The 15444-nt window shown below is 70.7% G+C and carries 15 protein-coding genes; all 15 read left to right on the plus strand.

Annotated features, from left to right (window positions below; translation table 11 throughout):
• The first annotated feature begins 43 nt into the window (after positions 1-43).
• Entirely contained in the window at positions 44-280 is a 237-nt protein-coding gene (locus ACIRBY_RS36945; protein WP_403909222.1) for an acyl-CoA carboxylase subunit epsilon, read from the plus strand.
• A gap of 85 nt (positions 281-365) precedes the next feature.
• The gene (rfbH, locus tag ACIRBY_RS36950; protein WP_403909225.1) at positions 366-1670 is read left to right on the plus strand and encodes a lipopolysaccharide biosynthesis protein RfbH; all 1305 of its coding nucleotides are present in this window, start codon (positions 366-368) and stop codon (positions 1668-1670) included.
• Positions 1671-1706: 36 nt separating this feature from the next.
• Positions 1707-2204, plus strand: a complete 498-nt coding sequence (locus tag ACIRBY_RS36955) for a nuclear transport factor 2 family protein (protein WP_403909228.1) — start codon at positions 1707-1709, stop codon at positions 2202-2204.
• Between the two features lie 7 nt (positions 2205-2211).
• Positions 2212-2436 (plus strand): hypothetical protein, encoded by a 225-nt coding sequence (locus ACIRBY_RS36960; RefSeq protein WP_403909231.1) that lies wholly within the window; start codon positions 2212-2214, stop codon positions 2434-2436.
• Between the two features lie 50 nt (positions 2437-2486).
• Entirely contained in the window at positions 2487-3425 is a 939-nt protein-coding gene (locus tag ACIRBY_RS36965) for an alpha/beta hydrolase (protein ID WP_403909234.1), read from the plus strand.
• A gap of 161 nt (positions 3426-3586) precedes the next feature.
• On the plus strand, positions 3587-4276 hold the full coding sequence (locus ACIRBY_RS36970) for a phosphoribosylanthranilate isomerase (protein ID WP_403909237.1): 690 nt from the start codon (positions 3587-3589) through the stop codon (positions 4274-4276).
• A 97-nt stretch (positions 4277-4373) separates the two neighbouring features.
• Positions 4374-5039, plus strand: a complete 666-nt coding sequence (upp, locus tag ACIRBY_RS36975) for a uracil phosphoribosyltransferase (RefSeq protein WP_403909240.1) — start codon at positions 4374-4376, stop codon at positions 5037-5039.
• Entirely contained in the window at positions 5039-5956 is a 918-nt protein-coding gene (locus ACIRBY_RS36980; RefSeq protein WP_403909242.1) for an EamA family transporter, read from the plus strand. Before upp ends, ACIRBY_RS36980 begins: the two co-directional genes overlap by 1 nt.
• A gap of 141 nt (positions 5957-6097) precedes the next feature.
• Positions 6098-6331 (plus strand): tautomerase family protein, encoded by a 234-nt coding sequence (locus ACIRBY_RS36985; RefSeq protein WP_042820002.1) that lies wholly within the window; start codon positions 6098-6100, stop codon positions 6329-6331.
• Positions 6332-6341: 10 nt separating this feature from the next.
• Complete coding sequence (locus ACIRBY_RS36990; protein WP_403909245.1) at positions 6342-7286, plus strand: pseudouridine-5'-phosphate glycosidase; 945 nt, start codon at positions 6342-6344, stop codon at positions 7284-7286.
• 59 nt (positions 7287-7345) lie between these two features.
• Positions 7346-8425, plus strand: a complete 1080-nt coding sequence (locus tag ACIRBY_RS36995) for an alkene reductase (protein ID WP_403909248.1) — start codon at positions 7346-7348, stop codon at positions 8423-8425.
• Positions 8426-8439: 14 nt separating this feature from the next.
• On the plus strand, positions 8440-9381 hold the full coding sequence (locus ACIRBY_RS37000; RefSeq protein ID WP_366455889.1) for a ribose-phosphate diphosphokinase: 942 nt from the start codon (positions 8440-8442) through the stop codon (positions 9379-9381).
• 309 nt (positions 9382-9690) lie between these two features.
• Complete coding sequence (locus tag ACIRBY_RS37005; protein ID WP_403909250.1) at positions 9691-13539, plus strand: amino acid adenylation domain-containing protein; 3849 nt, start codon at positions 9691-9693, stop codon at positions 13537-13539.
• Between the two features lie 266 nt (positions 13540-13805).
• Positions 13806-14594, plus strand: coding sequence for a BTAD domain-containing putative transcriptional regulator (locus ACIRBY_RS37010; protein ID WP_403909253.1), 789 nt, complete (start codon positions 13806-13808; stop codon positions 14592-14594).
• 236 nt (positions 14595-14830) lie between these two features.
• Positions 14831-15444 (plus strand): S-adenosylmethionine synthetase N-terminal domain-containing protein (locus tag ACIRBY_RS37015; RefSeq protein ID WP_403909256.1); only part of this gene is annotated, 614 nt, incomplete at its 3' end.

Below are 15444 nucleotides of genomic sequence, written 5' to 3' on the forward strand. Positions count from 1 at the left end.
CGCCGCGACCGCCGGCGGGACGTCACGAGACGAGGAGCAGTCCATGGACAGGCAACCGGAGGCCGGCCTCATCCACGTGGTCCGGGGGCGTCCCGACGCCGAGGAACTCGCGGCGCTCACCGCCGTCGTACTGGCCCGGGCCGCGGCCTACGAGGGCCAGCACGGCGGCACGGCCGGCGGCGGGCCCACCCTGGCGGGCTGGCGCTGTCCGCGGCAGCCCCGGGCCTTCCACGGCGCACGCACCTGGCGCGACAACCCCGCCGGGCCGCGCTCCGCCTGACCGGCGCGGGGCAGTACCGCCCCGCGCCGCCCCTCGTACCACCGCACCATCGGCCGTCAGGGCCGGGAAGGGACCCCACTCCGTCATGAACGTCCACAAAGGACTCATCCTCGACGAGACCGCCAAGTTCCATCAGGACGTGCAGGACGATCGGCCTTTCGTCCCCGGCACCACCGAGATCTGGCCCGCCGGCGCGGTCCTCGACGAGCGCGACCGCACCGCGCTGGTCGAGGCCGCGCTGGAGATGCGGATCGCCGCCGGGCCCAGCTCGCGCCGCTTCGAGTCCCGCTTCGCCCGCACGCTCAAGAGGCGCAAGGCCCACCTGGTCAACTCGGGCTCCTCGGCGAACCTGCTGGCCCTGACGGCCTTCACCTCGCACCTGCTGGAGGACCGGCGGCTGCGGCCCGGCGACGAGGTCGTCACGGTGGCCGCCGGCTTCCCGACCACCGTCAACCCGATCATCCAGAACGGGCTGGTGCCCGTCTTCGTCGACGTCGAGCTGGGCACCTACAACACCACCGCCGACCGGGTGGCACAGGCCATCGGGCCCAAGACCCGGGCGATCATGATCGCGCATGCTCTGGGCAACCCCTTCGAGGTCGCCGAGATCGCCCGACTGGCTGAGGACCACGGCCTGTTCCTGATCGAGGACAACTGCGACGCGGTCGGCTCCACCTACGACGGGCAGCTCACGGGGACCTTCGGCGACATCACGACGGTCAGCTTCTACCCCGCCCACCACCTGACCATGGGCGAGGGCGGCTGCGTCCTCACCTCGAACCTGGCGCTCGCCCGGATCGTGGAGTCGCTGCGCGACTGGGGCCGGGACTGCTGGTGCGAGCCGGGCGAGACCAACAAGTGCCTCAAGCGCTTCGACTACCAGATGGGCACCCTCCCCGAGGGCTACGACCACAAGTACATCTTCTCCCACGTGGGGTACAACCTGAAGGCCACCGACATCCAGGCGGCCCTCGGCCTGACCCAGCTGGACAAGCTCGACGAGTTCTGCGAAGCCCGCCGCCGCAACTGGCGGCGGCTGCGCGAGGGGCTCGACGGCGTGCCGCACCTGATCCTGCCCGAGGCCACCCCGCGCAGCGACCCGAGCTGGTTCGGGTTCGCGATCACCGTGGACCCCGGCGCCCCGTACAGCCGGGCCGCCCTGGTGGACTTCCTGGAGGGCCGCAAGATCGGCACGCGCCGGCTGTTCGCGGGCAACCTCACCCGCCACCCGGCCTACATCGGGCAGCCCCAGCGGATCGTCGGCGACCTCGCCAACAGCGACATCGTCACCGACCAGACCTTCTGGGTCGGCGTCTACCCGGCGCTGACCGACGAGATGCTCGACTACGTCATCGCCTCGGTCAAGGAGTTCGTGGGCGGACACTCCTGACCGCCGAACCCCGTGAGTCCGCCCACAGGAGAGGCCATGCCATCGACCTACGACGACATCGCGGACCTGCGCGACCAGATACGGGTGCTGCACGACCGCGCCGATCTGCGCGAGCTCTTCGACCGCTACGTCGTCGCCCTGGACACCTTCGACGGAACCGGCCCGGGCGAGGCCCGGTTCGCCACGCTGTTCACCGAGGACGCCACCTTCGCCTTCCCGATCGGCGTGTGCACGGGCGTCGAGGCCTTCGCCGCCTTCCAGCGGGAGGCACGGGAGCGGTGGGCGCGCACGCACCACGTCAGCGCCAACCACTCCATCGCCCTCGACGGGGACCGGGCCGTCGTCCGGGCCCAGCAGCTGACCACCCACGTCCACCACGCCGGAGCGGGCCCCGCGGCCCACTTCGACGTCGGCGGCCACACCGAGGCCCACGCCGTGCGCACCCCGGACGGCTGGCGGCTGAGCCACGTCTCGTTCCGCGTCGTGTGGGACTCCGGCGTCCGCCTGCCCGAGCTCGCCGGGGTCCGGCTGTGAGCGCCGGATGAACGCCGTGCAGATCGCCGGCTACTGGGTCCCCGCCCGCGAGACCCTGCGGGAGCCCGTACGCGACCCCGTACGGGAGCCCCCGCACGGGGCCGGGCCGCACCCGGCGCCGCCCCTGGTGACGCTCCTGCGCCGCAGGGCCGCCTGGGGGCTGGCCGTCACCCGGGGGCGGGCCGCGCGCCCCGCCCCGAACCCGCCGGGCCGGCCGGCCCGGCCCGCCTGACCCCGCCGGGGGACCCCGGCGGGGTGCCGACCCGTTCCCGGAGGACCCCCATGGCCCCCACCCCGTCCCCCGCCGCGCCCCCGGTGCGGTCCGTCGTCCTCGACGCGGACGGGATCCCGCTGTCGGGGCTGCTCGCCCTGCCCGCGGACCCCGTGCCCCGGGCCCTGGTGGTGGCCCTGCACGGGGCGGGGATGAGCGCGGGCTACTTCGACAGCCGGGTGCGGCCCGGGTTCTCCCTGCTGGAGCTCGGCGCCTCCCTGGGCTTCGCCGTGCTCGCCCTGGACCGGCCCGGGTACGGGGCCTCGGCTGCCGCGCTGCCGCGGGGGCTGGACCTCGCCGGGCAGACGGCCGCCCTGCTCCGCGCCCTCGACGGGTACGCCGACGGCCACGGGCTCGGCGCGGGCGTCTTCCTCGTGGCGCACTCCAACGGCGGCCGCCTCGCACTGTCCGCGGCCGCCGGCGCCCGCGGCCGGCTCGCGCCGCTCGGCGTGGACCTGTGCGGAGTCGGCCGCCACTTCGCGGTGGAGCCCGGGCAGCTGCCCGGGGCGGACTTCCCCGGGCAGTGGCGCCGGCACTGGGGCGCGCTGCGCTTCTACCCGCCGGAGGCCTTCCGGGCCTGCACCGGCCTGGTGCGGCCCGTACCCGCCGAGGAGGCCCGGGAGACCCCCTCGTGGCCGGTGGCGTACCCCGCCGTGGCGGCCGGTGTGAGGGCTCCCGTTCGCTTCACGTTCGCCGAACAGGAGCTCTGGTGGAGGCGTGACCGCGCGGCCGTGGAGGAACTGCTGAGTCCGCTGAGCGGGGCCTCCACAGAGGTGGTCATCCAGCCGCATGCTGGACACAACGTCAGTCTGGGCTGGGCCTCCCGGGGCTACCACCTGCGGGTCATGGCCTTCCTGGAGGAGTGCCTACTCGCCCGGGAGCCGGGCGTCGAGCGGGTCTCGGCCACAACTGACCGAGAAATGAAGAAGGTTGACCGGGATCTGACATAGATCCCGTTGACCTACAGATCGGTACCAACGACGCTTTTCGTGAGCATCCCGTGACGTGTAACGAAGTCCGTCATACCGGGACACGTCCACTCGGCATCTCGTAAGTCTGTTTGATTCATCAGCCTGTTTGATTCATCAGATCATTCCGCAAAGGAACACACATGAGTGACGTGAAGGACCTGGTGCAGGTCGCCGGGATCATCGACGCCGAAGAGGCCAAGATGCTGGCCGAGGAAGGCTGCGACTGGTTCGGCTTCCCGCTCCGCCTCCCGTCGGGCAAGGACGACATCTCCGAGGCGGCCGCCACGGAGATCATCGCCGGGCTGACGGCTCCCCAGGAGGGCGTCCTCATCAGCTACATGACGGACGCCGACGAGATCAGCGCGTTCACCACGCAGCTCGGTGTCAAGGCCGTCCAGCTCCACGGCGACGTCGAGCCGGAGCAGCTGCGCAAGCTCAAGGCCAACCGCCCCGACCTCTACGTGCTCAAGAGCCTGGTCGTCAAGGAGGACAACGCCGAGGAGCTCCTCCAGCTCGTCGACGAGGTCGCCGACGTGGTGGACATGTTCATCACCGACACCTTCAACCCGGCCACCGGTGCCAAGGGCGCCACCGGCCTCACCCACGACTGGAACGTCAGCGCCGAGCTCGTGCGCCGTTCCCCCAAGCCCCTGATGATGGCCGGCGGCCTGAGCCCGGAGAACGTCGCCGACGCCATCCGCTTCGTCAAGCCCGCCGCAGTCGACGCCCACAGCCTCCTCGAGGGCCCCGACGGCCGCAAGGACCGCGCCAAGGTCGCGAAGTTCGTGGCCGAGTCGCGGAAGGCCTTCGCCGAGATCGCGAACGGCTGATCCCGGCACCCGACCACACGGTTGCGGTTCCCGGGCCCCGCAGGGCCCCGGGCCCGGCCGCAGCACGTCTCCACGACCGACGAGAAGCAGGTTTCTCATGGCGACCGGCCACCACAATGTCCACCCGCTGCCGCAGACCAACCAGCTCCGCGCCATGCACACGATCATCCGTGACCGCAGGGCCTCCCGCGCGGACTTCGTGTTCTACTCCCGGCGCATCATCCGCCTCCTGCTCGAATCGGCGCTCAACCAGCTGCCGTTCGACCAGCACGAGGCCATCACGCCGGTCGGAGAGACGTACGAGGGACTGAGACTCGGTCCCCAGCTGTGCGCCGTGCCCGTGGTCCGGGCCGGTGACTCGATGCTCGACGAACTGCGCCAGGTCATCCCCGACATCACCGTCGGCAAGCTGCTCATCCAGCGGGACAAGACCACCAAGCTCCCGCACCTGTACTACAAGAACTTCCCCGAGGACATCGCCCACCGGCACGTCCTCCTCCTGGAGCCGATGCTCGCCACCGGCGGCAGCGCCAAGGCGGCCATCGAGGTCCTCCTCGACTCCGGCGTGAAGGAGGAGAACATCGTCTTCGTCAACTTCCTCGCCTCGCCCGAGGGCATCGAGGCCGTCCACGCCGCGTACCCGCTCGTCAAGATCGTCACCTCCTCGATCGAGCAGCGCCTCAACGAGAACGCGTTCATGATCCCGGGCATCGGCGACTTCGGCGACCGCTACTTCGGCACGACCGACTCGGCAGTCGCCTGATGAAGAGCAGCCGTACCGTTGCCGACTCCGCGCTGACGGCACTCGCGCCGGCGATCTGGGGGTCCACGTACCTGGTCACCACGGAGCTGCTCCCGGAGGGCCGGCCGCTGCTGGCCTCCCTGCTCCGTGCCCTGCCCGCCGGGCTGATCCTGGTGCTCATCGGCCGGACGCTGCCCAAGGGCATCTGGTGGTGGCGCGCGCTGGTGCTCGGCGTGCTGAACATCGGCGCCTTCTTCTACCTGCTCTTCGTGGCCGCCTACCACCTGCCGGGCGGCGTCGCGGCGCTGGTGATGTCGATCCAGCCGATGATCGTGCTCCTGCTGGGCGCGGCCCTGCTGAAGGACAAGATCAAGCCGATCCACCTGATCTCCTGCGCCCTCGGCGCGGGCGGTGTGGCCCTGCTGGTCCTCCAGCCGAACGCCGGGCTCAACGCCACCGGTGTCATCGCCGGTCTGCTGGGCGCGCTCAGCATGGCCTCCGGCATCGTGCTGACCAAGCGCTGGGGACGCCCCGAAGGCGTGGGCCTGCTGCCCTTCACCGGCTGGCAGCTCACCGTCGGCGGGCTGGTGCTGCTCCCGGTCACGCTGATCGGCGAGGGGCTGCCGAGCGAGATCACGGCCGAGAACCTCTGGGGCTTCGCCTACCTCGGCATCATCGGGGCCCTGTTCGCCTACGCGATCTGGTTCCGCGGCGTGGCCCGGCTGCCCGCGCTGGCCGTGTCGTTCCTGAGCTTCGCCTCGCCCCTGGCGGCCACCCTGCTCGGCTACTTCGTCCTCGACCAGTCGCTCTCGCCGATCCAGATCGTCGGAGCCCTGACCGTGGTCGCGTCCGTGATCCTGGCCCAGCCGCGCAGGGGCAAGCCCAAGCCCGAACCCGAGCCGGCCCTCGAGACCTCGCGGGAGTCCGTCAAGGCCTAGGCCGAGGACACCCGCCACAGACTCCCCGCCCGTCACCACCCCCGAGGCGGGTGGGGAGTGGTGGTGGCACACCGCGGCCTCCCCCGTCCGCGGTGTGCCACCAACCCCCCTGCACGAACGACTCGCGAGAGGACCGAAGCCGTGCCCCACATCCACATCAGGCACTACCCCAGGGACTTCACGGCCGAGCAGCTCCAGGCGATCGACGAGGCGGTCACCGCCGCCGTGACGAAGACCTTCGCCACCGGCGAGGACACCGTCTCGATCTCCGTCGAGCCGGTCAGTCCGGAGGACTGGGACGACCAGGTCCTCTCAGAGATAGCGGCCCGCCCGGATCTGCTGGTCAAGCGACCCGGCTACTGGAACGAGAGTTGAGAGAGACCCGATGAGCGCAAGCAGCGGCATCCCCGTCGTCTACACCGAGGAAGTCCGGGAGGCCCTCCACGAGGGCAAGGCCGTCGTCGCCCTGGAGAGCAACGTCATCACCCACGGCCTGCCGTACCCGGACAACGCGGCCACCGCCCGCAAGGTGGAGGACGCGGTGCGGGCCGGCGGCGCCGTCCCGGCGACGATCTGCATCGAGGCCGGGGAGATCCGCGTCGGCATGTCGGACGCCGACATCGAGCGCTTCGCCTCCCTGCCGAACATCCCCAAGGTGTCCAGCCGGGACCTGCCCGTCATCCTGGCGCAGGGCGGCCTGGGCGCCACCACGGTGGCCTCCTCCGTGGTCGCCGCCGAGCTCGCGGGGATCCCCTTCTTCTCCTCCGCCGGCATCGGCGGCGTGCACCGCGGCGCCCAGGAGACCTGGGACGTCTCCTCGGACCTGATCCAGTTCACCCGTTCCAAGGTCGCGGTGGTCTGTGCGGGCGCCAAGATGATCCTCGACCTCGGGCTGACCCTGGAGTACCTGGAGACGCAGTGCGTCCCCGTCGTCGCCTACCGCTCGGACGACTTCCCCGCGTTCTACTGCCGTACGAGCGGCCACAAGGCGCCCCACCGCCTGGACGACGAGCAGGTCATCGCCCGCGCCATCGAGGCCCACTGGGCGCTCGGCAACAACAGCTCCTTCCTGATCACCACCCCGGTGCGGGAGGAGGACGCCATCGACTCCGTCGAGGTGGACACGGCCATCCGGGCCGCGGTCGCCGAGGCCACCCGCGACGGGGTCTCCGGCCAGGCCATCACCAAGTACCTGATGCGCGCCGTCGACGCCGCCACCGACGGCCGCAGCGCCAAGGCCAACATGGCCGTCCTCGCCTCCTGCGCCGAGGCGGCCGGCCGGCTGGCCGTCGCGCACTCCGCGCACCTCGCCGAGCGCGCCGGGCGCTGACCCGCCCCTTCGAACCACCACCGCACCACGCGTTGACCTCAGTCTGGAGAGAGACACACATGTCCGAGAAGCTGTTCGAGCCGGTCACTCTGGGGAAGCTGGCCCTGGGCAACCGAGTGGTCATGGCGCCCATGTCCCGCAACCGGGCCACCGCCGACGGCCTCGCCACCGACCTGATGGCCACCTACTACGGTCAGCGCGCGGGCGCCGGCCTGATCATCACCGAGGGCGCCCAGCCCTCCGTGACGGGTCAGGGCTTCGGCAACAGCCCGGGTCTGCACACCGCGGAGCAGGCCGCTTCCTGGAAGCCGGTCACCGAGGCCGTGCACGCCCGGGGCGGTCTGATCGTCGCGCAGCTCATGCACTGCGGCCGCATCGGCCACCCCTCGCTCTACCCGAGCGGCCACCAGTCGGTCGCCCCGTCCGCCATCGCCGCGGCCGGCCAGGCCTACGGCCCCCAGGGCCCGCTCGACTACCCGCAGCCGCGCGCCCTGACGGTCGAGGAGATCGCCGAGGTCGTCAAGGAGCACGCGGACTCCGCCGAGCTCGCCATCGAGGCCGGCTTCGACGGCGTGGAGATCCACGCGGGCAACGGCTTCCTGCTCCACCAGTTCCTGGCGGAGAACACCAACCAGCGCACCGACCAGTACGGCGGCTCGGTCGAGAACCGCATCCGCTTCGCGATCGAGGTGATCGAGGCGGTCTCCGAGCGCATCGGCGCCGACCGCGTCGGCGTGCGCATCTCGCCGTCCAACCCGTACAACGACATCGTCGAGGGCGACACGCGCGCCCTCTACGAGGCGCTCGTGGCGGCCCTGCCGCCCGTCGCCTTCCTGCACATCCTCGAGGGCGGCAACCGCGACCACATCGAGGCGCTGCGCGCCCAGTGGACCGGCACCATCGTCCTGTGCCCGCACCCGGAGAACGGCGTCGCGGTCAGCGGCGAGATCGCCGGCGAGGCGCTGGAAGCCGGCGTCGCCTGCGCCGTCGCCTTCGGCTCGTCCTTCATCGCCAACCCGGACCTGCCGGAGCGCATCCGCACCGGCGCCGCGCTGGCCGACGCCGACCAGAGCAAGTTCTACGGCGGCGACCACACCGGCTACACGGACTACCCGACGCTCGCCGAGAGCGCCGCGTGAGCGACTCCGGGAAGATGCTGCTCTTCTCGGGGCGCGCGCACCCCGAGCTGGCCGAGGCCATCGCGGCGGAGCTGGGCACGGAGCTGGTCGAGACGAAGGCGATCGACTTCGCCAACGGCGAGATCTACATCCGCTACCACGCCTCCGTGCGCGGCGCGGACTGCTTCGTCGTCCAGAGCCACACCGCCCCCATCAACAAGTCGATCATGGAACAGCTCATCATGATCGACGCGCTGAAGCGGGCCTCGGCGCGCAGCGTCACGGTGATCCTGCCCTTCTACGGATACGCGCGACAGGACCGCAAGCACAGCGGCCGGGAACCCATCTCGGCCCGCCTGGTGGCGGACCTGCTCAAGACCGCCGGTGCGGACCGGATCCTGACGATCGACCTGCACGCCGACCAGATCCAGGGATTCTTCGACGGGCCGGTGGACCACCTGTTCGCCATGCCGGTCCTCGCGGACTACATCGGCTCCAAGGTGGACCGCGAAGCGCTGACCGTGGTCTCGCCCGACGCCGGCCGCGTGCGCGTGGCCGACGGCTGGTGCGACCGCCTCGGCGCTCCGCTGGCCATCGTCCACAAGCGGCGCGACAAGGACGTGGCCCACCAGGTCACCGCCCACGAGGTGGTAGGCGAGGTCCGCGACCGCGTCTGCGTCCTGGTCGACGACATGATCGACACCGGCGGCACGATCTGTGCCGCCGCCGACGCCCTCTTCGCCCAGGGGGCGCGGGACGTCATCGTGGCGGCCACGCACGGGGTCCTCTCCGGCCCCGCGGCGGACCGCCTGAAGAACTCGCAGGTGAGCGAGTTCGTGTTCACGGACACCCTCCCGGTGCCCGGGGCGCTCGGACTGGACAAGGTCACCGTCCTGTCCATCGCCCCGCTCATCGCGGGCGCCTCGCGCGCGGTGTTCGAGAACGGATCAGTAACCCGGCTCCTGCAGAACCGGTGATCGCCCGGACGGGCGGGCCTGACGGGGGCCCGTCCGTCCGTAGGGGGAGGCGGCCGCACGCACCGCGCCGTTCCGGACCTTCCGGGTGGTGAGGCATTGCCCTTGCGCCCCTCAGTTCTACGCACTTCCCGGCCGAGCTGCAGCTCGGCCACCGACGCCCGCCGCTTCCAGCGGTGCCCGCCCCGCGCGGACACCACCCCCCACGCTCGCGGCGAGCGTCGTACCTCGGGCTCGCCACCACGCCGGAGCCCGGTTGCGGGGGCGCCCGACCGCGCCCGTGCTCCACAACGGAACGTAAGGAAGCGGGAAATGACTCTTCAGGAGACCAGCGTGCTCGAGCCCACCCTGCAGGGGACCACCACGTTGCCCGGCCTGCTCGCGGAGCGGGTGGCCGAACACCCCGAGGCGATCGCCGTCGCCTACCGGGATGAGAAGCTCACCTTCCGCGAGCTGGGGTCCAGAAGCTCGGCGCTGGCCGACTACCTGGGGCACCTCGGCGTCTCCGCGGACGACTGCGTCGGCCTGTTCGTCGAGCCGTCCATCGACCTGATGGTCGGCGCCTGGGGCATCCTCAAGGCCGGCGCCGCCTACCTGCCGCTCTCCCCGGAGTACCCCGAGGACCGGCTCCGCTACATGATCGAGAACAGCGAGGCGAAGATCATCCTGGCGCAGCAGCGCCTGGTGTCCCGCCTGCGCGAACTCGCCCCGCAGGACGTCGCCATCGTGACCCTGCGCGAGTCCGAGGCCTTCGTCCGCCCCGAGGGCCAGGAGGCCCCCGCCGCCGGCGGCGCCCGCCCGGACACCCTCGCGTACGTCATCTACACCTCCGGCAGCACGGGCAAGCCGAAGGGTGTGATGATCGAGCACCGCAGCATCGTCAACCAGCTCGGCTGGCTGCGCGAGACCTACGCGATCGACCGCAGCAAGGTCATCCTGCAGAAGACCCCGATGAGCTTCGACGCCGCGCAGTGGGAGATCCTCTCCCCGGCCAACGGCACGACCGTCGTCATGGGCGCCCCCGGCGTCTACGCCGACCCCGAGGGCCTCATCGAGACCATCGTCAAGCACGGCGTGACCACCCTCCAGTGCGTCCCGACCCTGCTCCAGGGCCTGCTCGACACCGAGAAGTTCCCGGAGTGCGTCTCCCTCCAGCAGATCTTCAGCGGCGGCGAGGCCCTCTCCCGCCTGCTGGCCATCCAGACCACGCAGGAGATGCCCGGCCGGGCGCTGATCAACGTCTACGGGCCGACCGAGACCACCATCAACTCGTCGTCGTTCCCCGTCGACCCCGCCGAACTGGACGAGGGCCCGCAGTCCATCTCCATCGGCTCCCCGGTGCACGGCACCACGTACCACATCCTGGACAAGGAGACCCTGAAGCCGGTCGGCGTCGGGGAGATCGGCGAGCTGTACATCGGGGGCGTCCAGCTGGCGCGCGGCTACCTGCACCGCGACGACCTGACGGCCGAGCGCTTCCTGGAGATCGAGCTGGAGGAGGGCGCCGAGCCCGTCCGCCTGTACAAGACGGGCGACCTCGGCCAGTGGAACACCGACGGCACCGTGCAGTTCGCCGGACGCGCCGACAACCAGGTCAAGCTGCGCGGCTACCGCGTCGAGCTGGACGAGATATCCCTGGCCATCGAGAACCACGACTGGGTCCGCAACGCCGCCGTCATCGTCAAGAACGACGGCCGCACCGGCTTCCAGAACCTGATCGCCTGCATCGAGCTGAGCGAGAAGGAAGCCGCCCTGATGGACCAGGGCAACCACGGCTCCCACCACGCGTCGAAGAAGAGCAAGCTCCAGGTCAAGGCGCAGCTGTCCAACCCGGGCCTGCGCGACGACGCCGAGCTGGCCGCCCGCCCGGCCTTCGACCTCGAGGGCTCCGAGCCGACCCCCGAGCAGCGCGCCCGGGTCTTCGCCCGCAAGACGTACCGCTTCTACGAGGGCGGCCCCGTCACCCAGGCCGACCTGCTGGGCCTGCTCGGCGCCGAGGTCACCGCGGGCTACTCGCGCAAGGCGGCCGACCTGGCCCCCGCCGAACTCGGCCAGATCCTGCGCTGGTTCGGCCAGTACATCAGCGAGGAGCGCCTCCTGCCGAAGTACGGCTACGCCTCCCCGGGCGCGCTGTACGCGACGCAGATGTACTTCGAGCTGGAGGGCGTCGGCGGTCTGAAGCCGGGCTACTACTACTACCAGCCGGTCCGCCACCAGCTCGTGCTGATCAGTGAGCGCGAGGCCACCGGCAAGGCCACGGCGCAGATCCACTTCATCGGCAAGAAGAGCGGCATCGAGCCGGTCTACAAGAACAACATCGTCGAGGTCCTGGAGATCGAGACCGGCCACATGGTCGGCCTCTTCGAGCAGATCCTGCCGGCCTACGGCCTCGACATCCACGACCGCGCCTACGAGCCGGCGGTCAAGGACCTGCTCGACGTCGCCGACGAGGACTACTACCTGGGCACCTTCGAGCTGGTCCCGCACGCGGGCCGGCGCGAGGACCACGCCGAGGTCTACGTCCAGACGCACGGCAACAAGATCGCCGGTCTGCCCGAGGGCCAGTACCGCTACGAGAACGGCGGGCTGACCCGCTTCTCGGACGACATCGTCCTCAAGAAGCACGTCATCGCGATCAACCAGTCGGTGTACCAGGCCGCCAGCTTCGGCATCAGCGTCTACAGCCGGGCCGAGGAGGAGTGGCTGAAGTACATCACCCTCGGCAAGAAGCTCCAGCACCTGATGATGAACGGGCTGAACCTGGGCTTCATGTCCTCCGGCTACAGCTCCAAGACCGGCAACCCGCTGCCCGCGTCCCGCCGCATGGACGCCGTCCTCGGCGCCAACGGCGTCGACGGCGGTCCGATGTACTTCTTCGTCGGCGGCCGCATCAGCGACGAGCAGGTCGAGCACGAGGGCATGCGCGAGGACAGCGTCCACATGCGCGGTCCGGCCGAGCTCATCCGCGACGACCTCGTCAGCTTCCTGCCGGACTACATGATCCCCAACCGGGTCGTGGTCTTCGAGCGGCTGCCGCTGTCCGCCAACGGCAAGATCGACGTCAAGGCGCTCGACGCCTCCGACCAGGTCAACGCCGAGCTCGTGGAGCGCCCCTTCGTCGCCCCGCGCACGGAGACCGAGAAGGAGATCGCGGGCGTCTGGGAGAAGGCCCTGCGCCGCGAGAACGCCTCCGTCCAGGACGACTTCTTCGAGTCCGGCGGCAACTCGCTGATCGCCGTCGGCCTGGTCCGCGAGCTCAACGCGCGCCTGGGCGTCTCCCTGCCGCTGCAGAGCGTCCTGGAGTCCCCGACCATCGAGAAGCTGGCCCGCCGCCTGGAGCGCGAGGTCGCCCAGGAGTCCTCGCGCTTCGTCCGCCTGCACGCGGAGACCGGCAAGGCCCGGCCCGTGATCTGCTGGCCGGGTCTGGGCGGCTACCCGATGAACCTGCGCTCCCTGGCCGGCGAGATCGGCCTCGGCCGCTCGTTCTACGGCGTCCAGTCGTACGGCATCAACGAGGGCGAGACGCCGTACGAGACCATCACCGAGATGGCCAAGAAGGACATCGAGGCCCTCAAGGAGATCCAGCCGACGGGCCCATACACCCTGTGGGGCTACTCCTTCGGCGCCCGCGTGGCCTTCGAGACCGCCTACCAGCTGGAGCAGGCCGGCGAGAAGGTGGACAACCTCTTCCTGATCGCGCCGGGCTCGCCGAAGGTGCGCGCCGAGAACGGCAAGGTGTGGGGCCGTGAGGCGTCCTTCGCCAACCGCGGCTACACCACGATCCTGTTCTCCGTCTTCACCGGCACCATTTCCGGTCCGGACCTGGACCGGTGCCTGGAGACCGTGACGGACGAGGCGTCCTTCGCCGAGTTCATCAGCGAGCTCAAGGGGATCGACGTCGACCTCGCCCGCCGGATCATCTCGGTCGTGGGCCAGACCTACGAATTCGAGTACTCCTTCCACGAGCTGGCCGAGCGCACCCTCCAGGCGCCGATCAGCATCTTCAAGGCCGTGGGCGACGACTACTCGTTCCTGGAGAACAGCAGCGGCTACTCGGCCGAGCCGCCGACCGTCATCGACCTCGACGCCGACCACTACAGCCTGCTGCGCGAGGACATCGGCGAGCTGGTGAAGCACATCCGCTACCTGCTCGGCGAGTGAGCCAATAGCCGACAGCGGACCGAATGAGGACGGCCGCCCCGCCGGAGGAATCCGGCGGGGCGGCCGTCTTTTCCGCGTTTCACGACCGCTTTCCCGCCGTCTGCGGGCCGGAGGAAAAACCGGCCAGTAGGTGGCTCAATTCTGACGCAGATTGACCGCGTTCTGACATGGGCCCTGTTGACGGGTGCATTCACCGCACAAGAGACTTCTATTGATTCCAGCCGTCCCGTTTTTTCATCGTTTCCGCTGATGAGGAGTCATCTTCCATGCGCTTCAATCTCATCGGCCCCTTCGAGATCGTCACCGACGACGGCAGGACCCACCAGCCCGGAACCCCCAAGGTCTGCCAGACGCTCGCGCTCCTGCTCACCCGGCCCGGCGAGATCGTCACGGCCGAGGCCCTCATCCGGGAGCTGTGGGGCGAGAACCCCCCGCGCAGCGCGGTCACGACCCTCCAGACGTACGTCTACCACGCGCGCCGGATGTTCACGCAGGAGCGGCTGGCGCCCGCCGGCCGCTGCCTGATCGTCACCAGCCCCTCGGGCTACGTGATGAGCGTCGAGGACTCCGAGGTCGACGTGCGGATCTTCGAACGGCTCGTCACCCGGGCCCGGTACGAACTGGCCGAGGAGGAGCCCCAGCGGGCGCTGCGCACGGTCGGCCAGGCGCTCGACCTGTGGCGCGGGCCGGCCCTGTCGAACTTCCCCGCCGGCGACGTGCTCGCCGGGCACATCGTGCACCTGGAGGAACTGCGCATCAGGGCCTTCGAGACCCGCATCGAGGCGCAGGAGGCGCTGGGCCGCCACCGCGAGTCCATACCCGAGCTGCGCAAGCTGATCAACGACTACCCGCTCAACGAGTGGTTCCACAGCCGGCTCATCGGCGCGCTCGGCGCCGCCGGACGGCGCGCGGAGGCCCTCCAGGCCTACCAGAAGGTCCGCCGGCTCCTCGCCGAGGAACTGGGCCTGGAGCCCTCCGCGGAGCTCAAGCGGCTGCACGGGCGGCTGCTGAGCCCGGCGCGCGCGGAGCGGGTCGCGGTGAGCGCGGCCGTCTGAGACGGGGCCGCCGCGGCCGCGGCGGCATCCCTGCGAGCCGCCGTCCGCGCGGAGTACGGGGCCGGGCGGTCGGGGGCCGCCGGCCGGCCCCGCCGGTCCGTCCGGCGGGGCCGGTGCGGCGGGCCGGGGACCCGGGGCGCGCGCCGCGTTCGAGCGCGGCTCCAGGGAGGTCGGCGACGGTCGCCATCGCGGCCTGCACAAGGCCGTGCACCGGGCCGTACACAGGAGGAAGCCGCATGTCCCGTCGTCTGTTCACCTCGGAGTCCGTGACCGAGGGCCACCCCGACAAGATCGCCGACCAGATCAGCGACACGATCCTCGACGCGCTGCTGCGCCGGGACCCGACCTCGCGCGTGGCCGTGGAGACCCTCATCACCACCGGCCAGGTGCACATCGCGGGCGAGGTGACGACGACGGCGTACGCCCCGATCGCACAGCTCGTCCGCGACAAGATCCTCGAGATCGGCTACGACTCCTCGAAGAAGGGCTTCGACGGCACGTCCTGCGGCGTCTCGGTGTCCATCGGCGCCCAGTCCCCGGACATCGCCCAGGGTGTCGACACCGCCTACGAGCGGCGCGTGGAGGGCGAGGGCGACGAGCTCGACCGCCAGGGCGCGGGCGACCAGGGGCTGATGTTCGGCTACGCCTGTGACGAGACCCCCGAGCTGATGCCGCTGCCGATCCACCTCGCGCACCGGCTCTCGCGCCGCCTGACCGAGGTCCGCAAGAACGCGACCGTCCCCTACCTGCGTCCCGACGGCAAGACCCAGGTGACCATCGAGTACGACGGCGACAAGGCCGTGCGCCTGGACACGGTCGTCGTCTCCACGCAGCACGCCGCGGACATCGA

Source organism: Streptomyces sp. NPDC096136 (assembly GCF_044763325.1).
Taxonomy (GTDB): Bacteria; Actinomycetota; Actinomycetes; order Streptomycetales; family Streptomycetaceae; genus Streptomyces.

Coding starts and splice junctions, on each gene's coding strand:
- ACIRBY_RS36970 (WP_403909237.1), top strand. CDS start 3,587: ATGAGTGACGTGAAGGACCTGGTGCAGGTCGCCGGGATCATCGACGCC.
- ACIRBY_RS37010 (WP_403909253.1), top strand. CDS start 13,806: ATGCGCTTCAATCTCATCGGCCCCTTCGAGATCGTCACCGACGACGGC.
- ACIRBY_RS36955 (WP_403909228.1), top strand. CDS start 1,707: ATGCCATCGACCTACGACGACATCGCGGACCTGCGCGACCAGATACGG.
- ACIRBY_RS37005 (WP_403909250.1), top strand. CDS start 9,691: ATGACTCTTCAGGAGACCAGCGTGCTCGAGCCCACCCTGCAGGGGACC.
- ACIRBY_RS36945 (WP_403909222.1), top strand. CDS start 44: ATGGACAGGCAACCGGAGGCCGGCCTCATCCACGTGGTCCGGGGGCGT.
- ACIRBY_RS36965 (WP_403909234.1), top strand. CDS start 2,487: ATGGCCCCCACCCCGTCCCCCGCCGCGCCCCCGGTGCGGTCCGTCGTC.
- ACIRBY_RS36990 (WP_403909245.1), top strand. CDS start 6,342: ATGAGCGCAAGCAGCGGCATCCCCGTCGTCTACACCGAGGAAGTCCGG.
- ACIRBY_RS37000 (WP_366455889.1), top strand. CDS start 8,440: ATGCTGCTCTTCTCGGGGCGCGCGCACCCCGAGCTGGCCGAGGCCATC.
- ACIRBY_RS36995 (WP_403909248.1), top strand. CDS start 7,346: ATGTCCGAGAAGCTGTTCGAGCCGGTCACTCTGGGGAAGCTGGCCCTG.
- ACIRBY_RS36960 (WP_403909231.1), top strand. CDS start 2,212: ATGAACGCCGTGCAGATCGCCGGCTACTGGGTCCCCGCCCGCGAGACC.
- ACIRBY_RS36980 (WP_403909242.1), top strand. CDS start 5,039: ATGAAGAGCAGCCGTACCGTTGCCGACTCCGCGCTGACGGCACTCGCG.
- upp (WP_403909240.1), top strand. CDS start 4,374: ATGGCGACCGGCCACCACAATGTCCACCCGCTGCCGCAGACCAACCAG.
- rfbH (WP_403909225.1), top strand. CDS start 366: ATGAACGTCCACAAAGGACTCATCCTCGACGAGACCGCCAAGTTCCAT.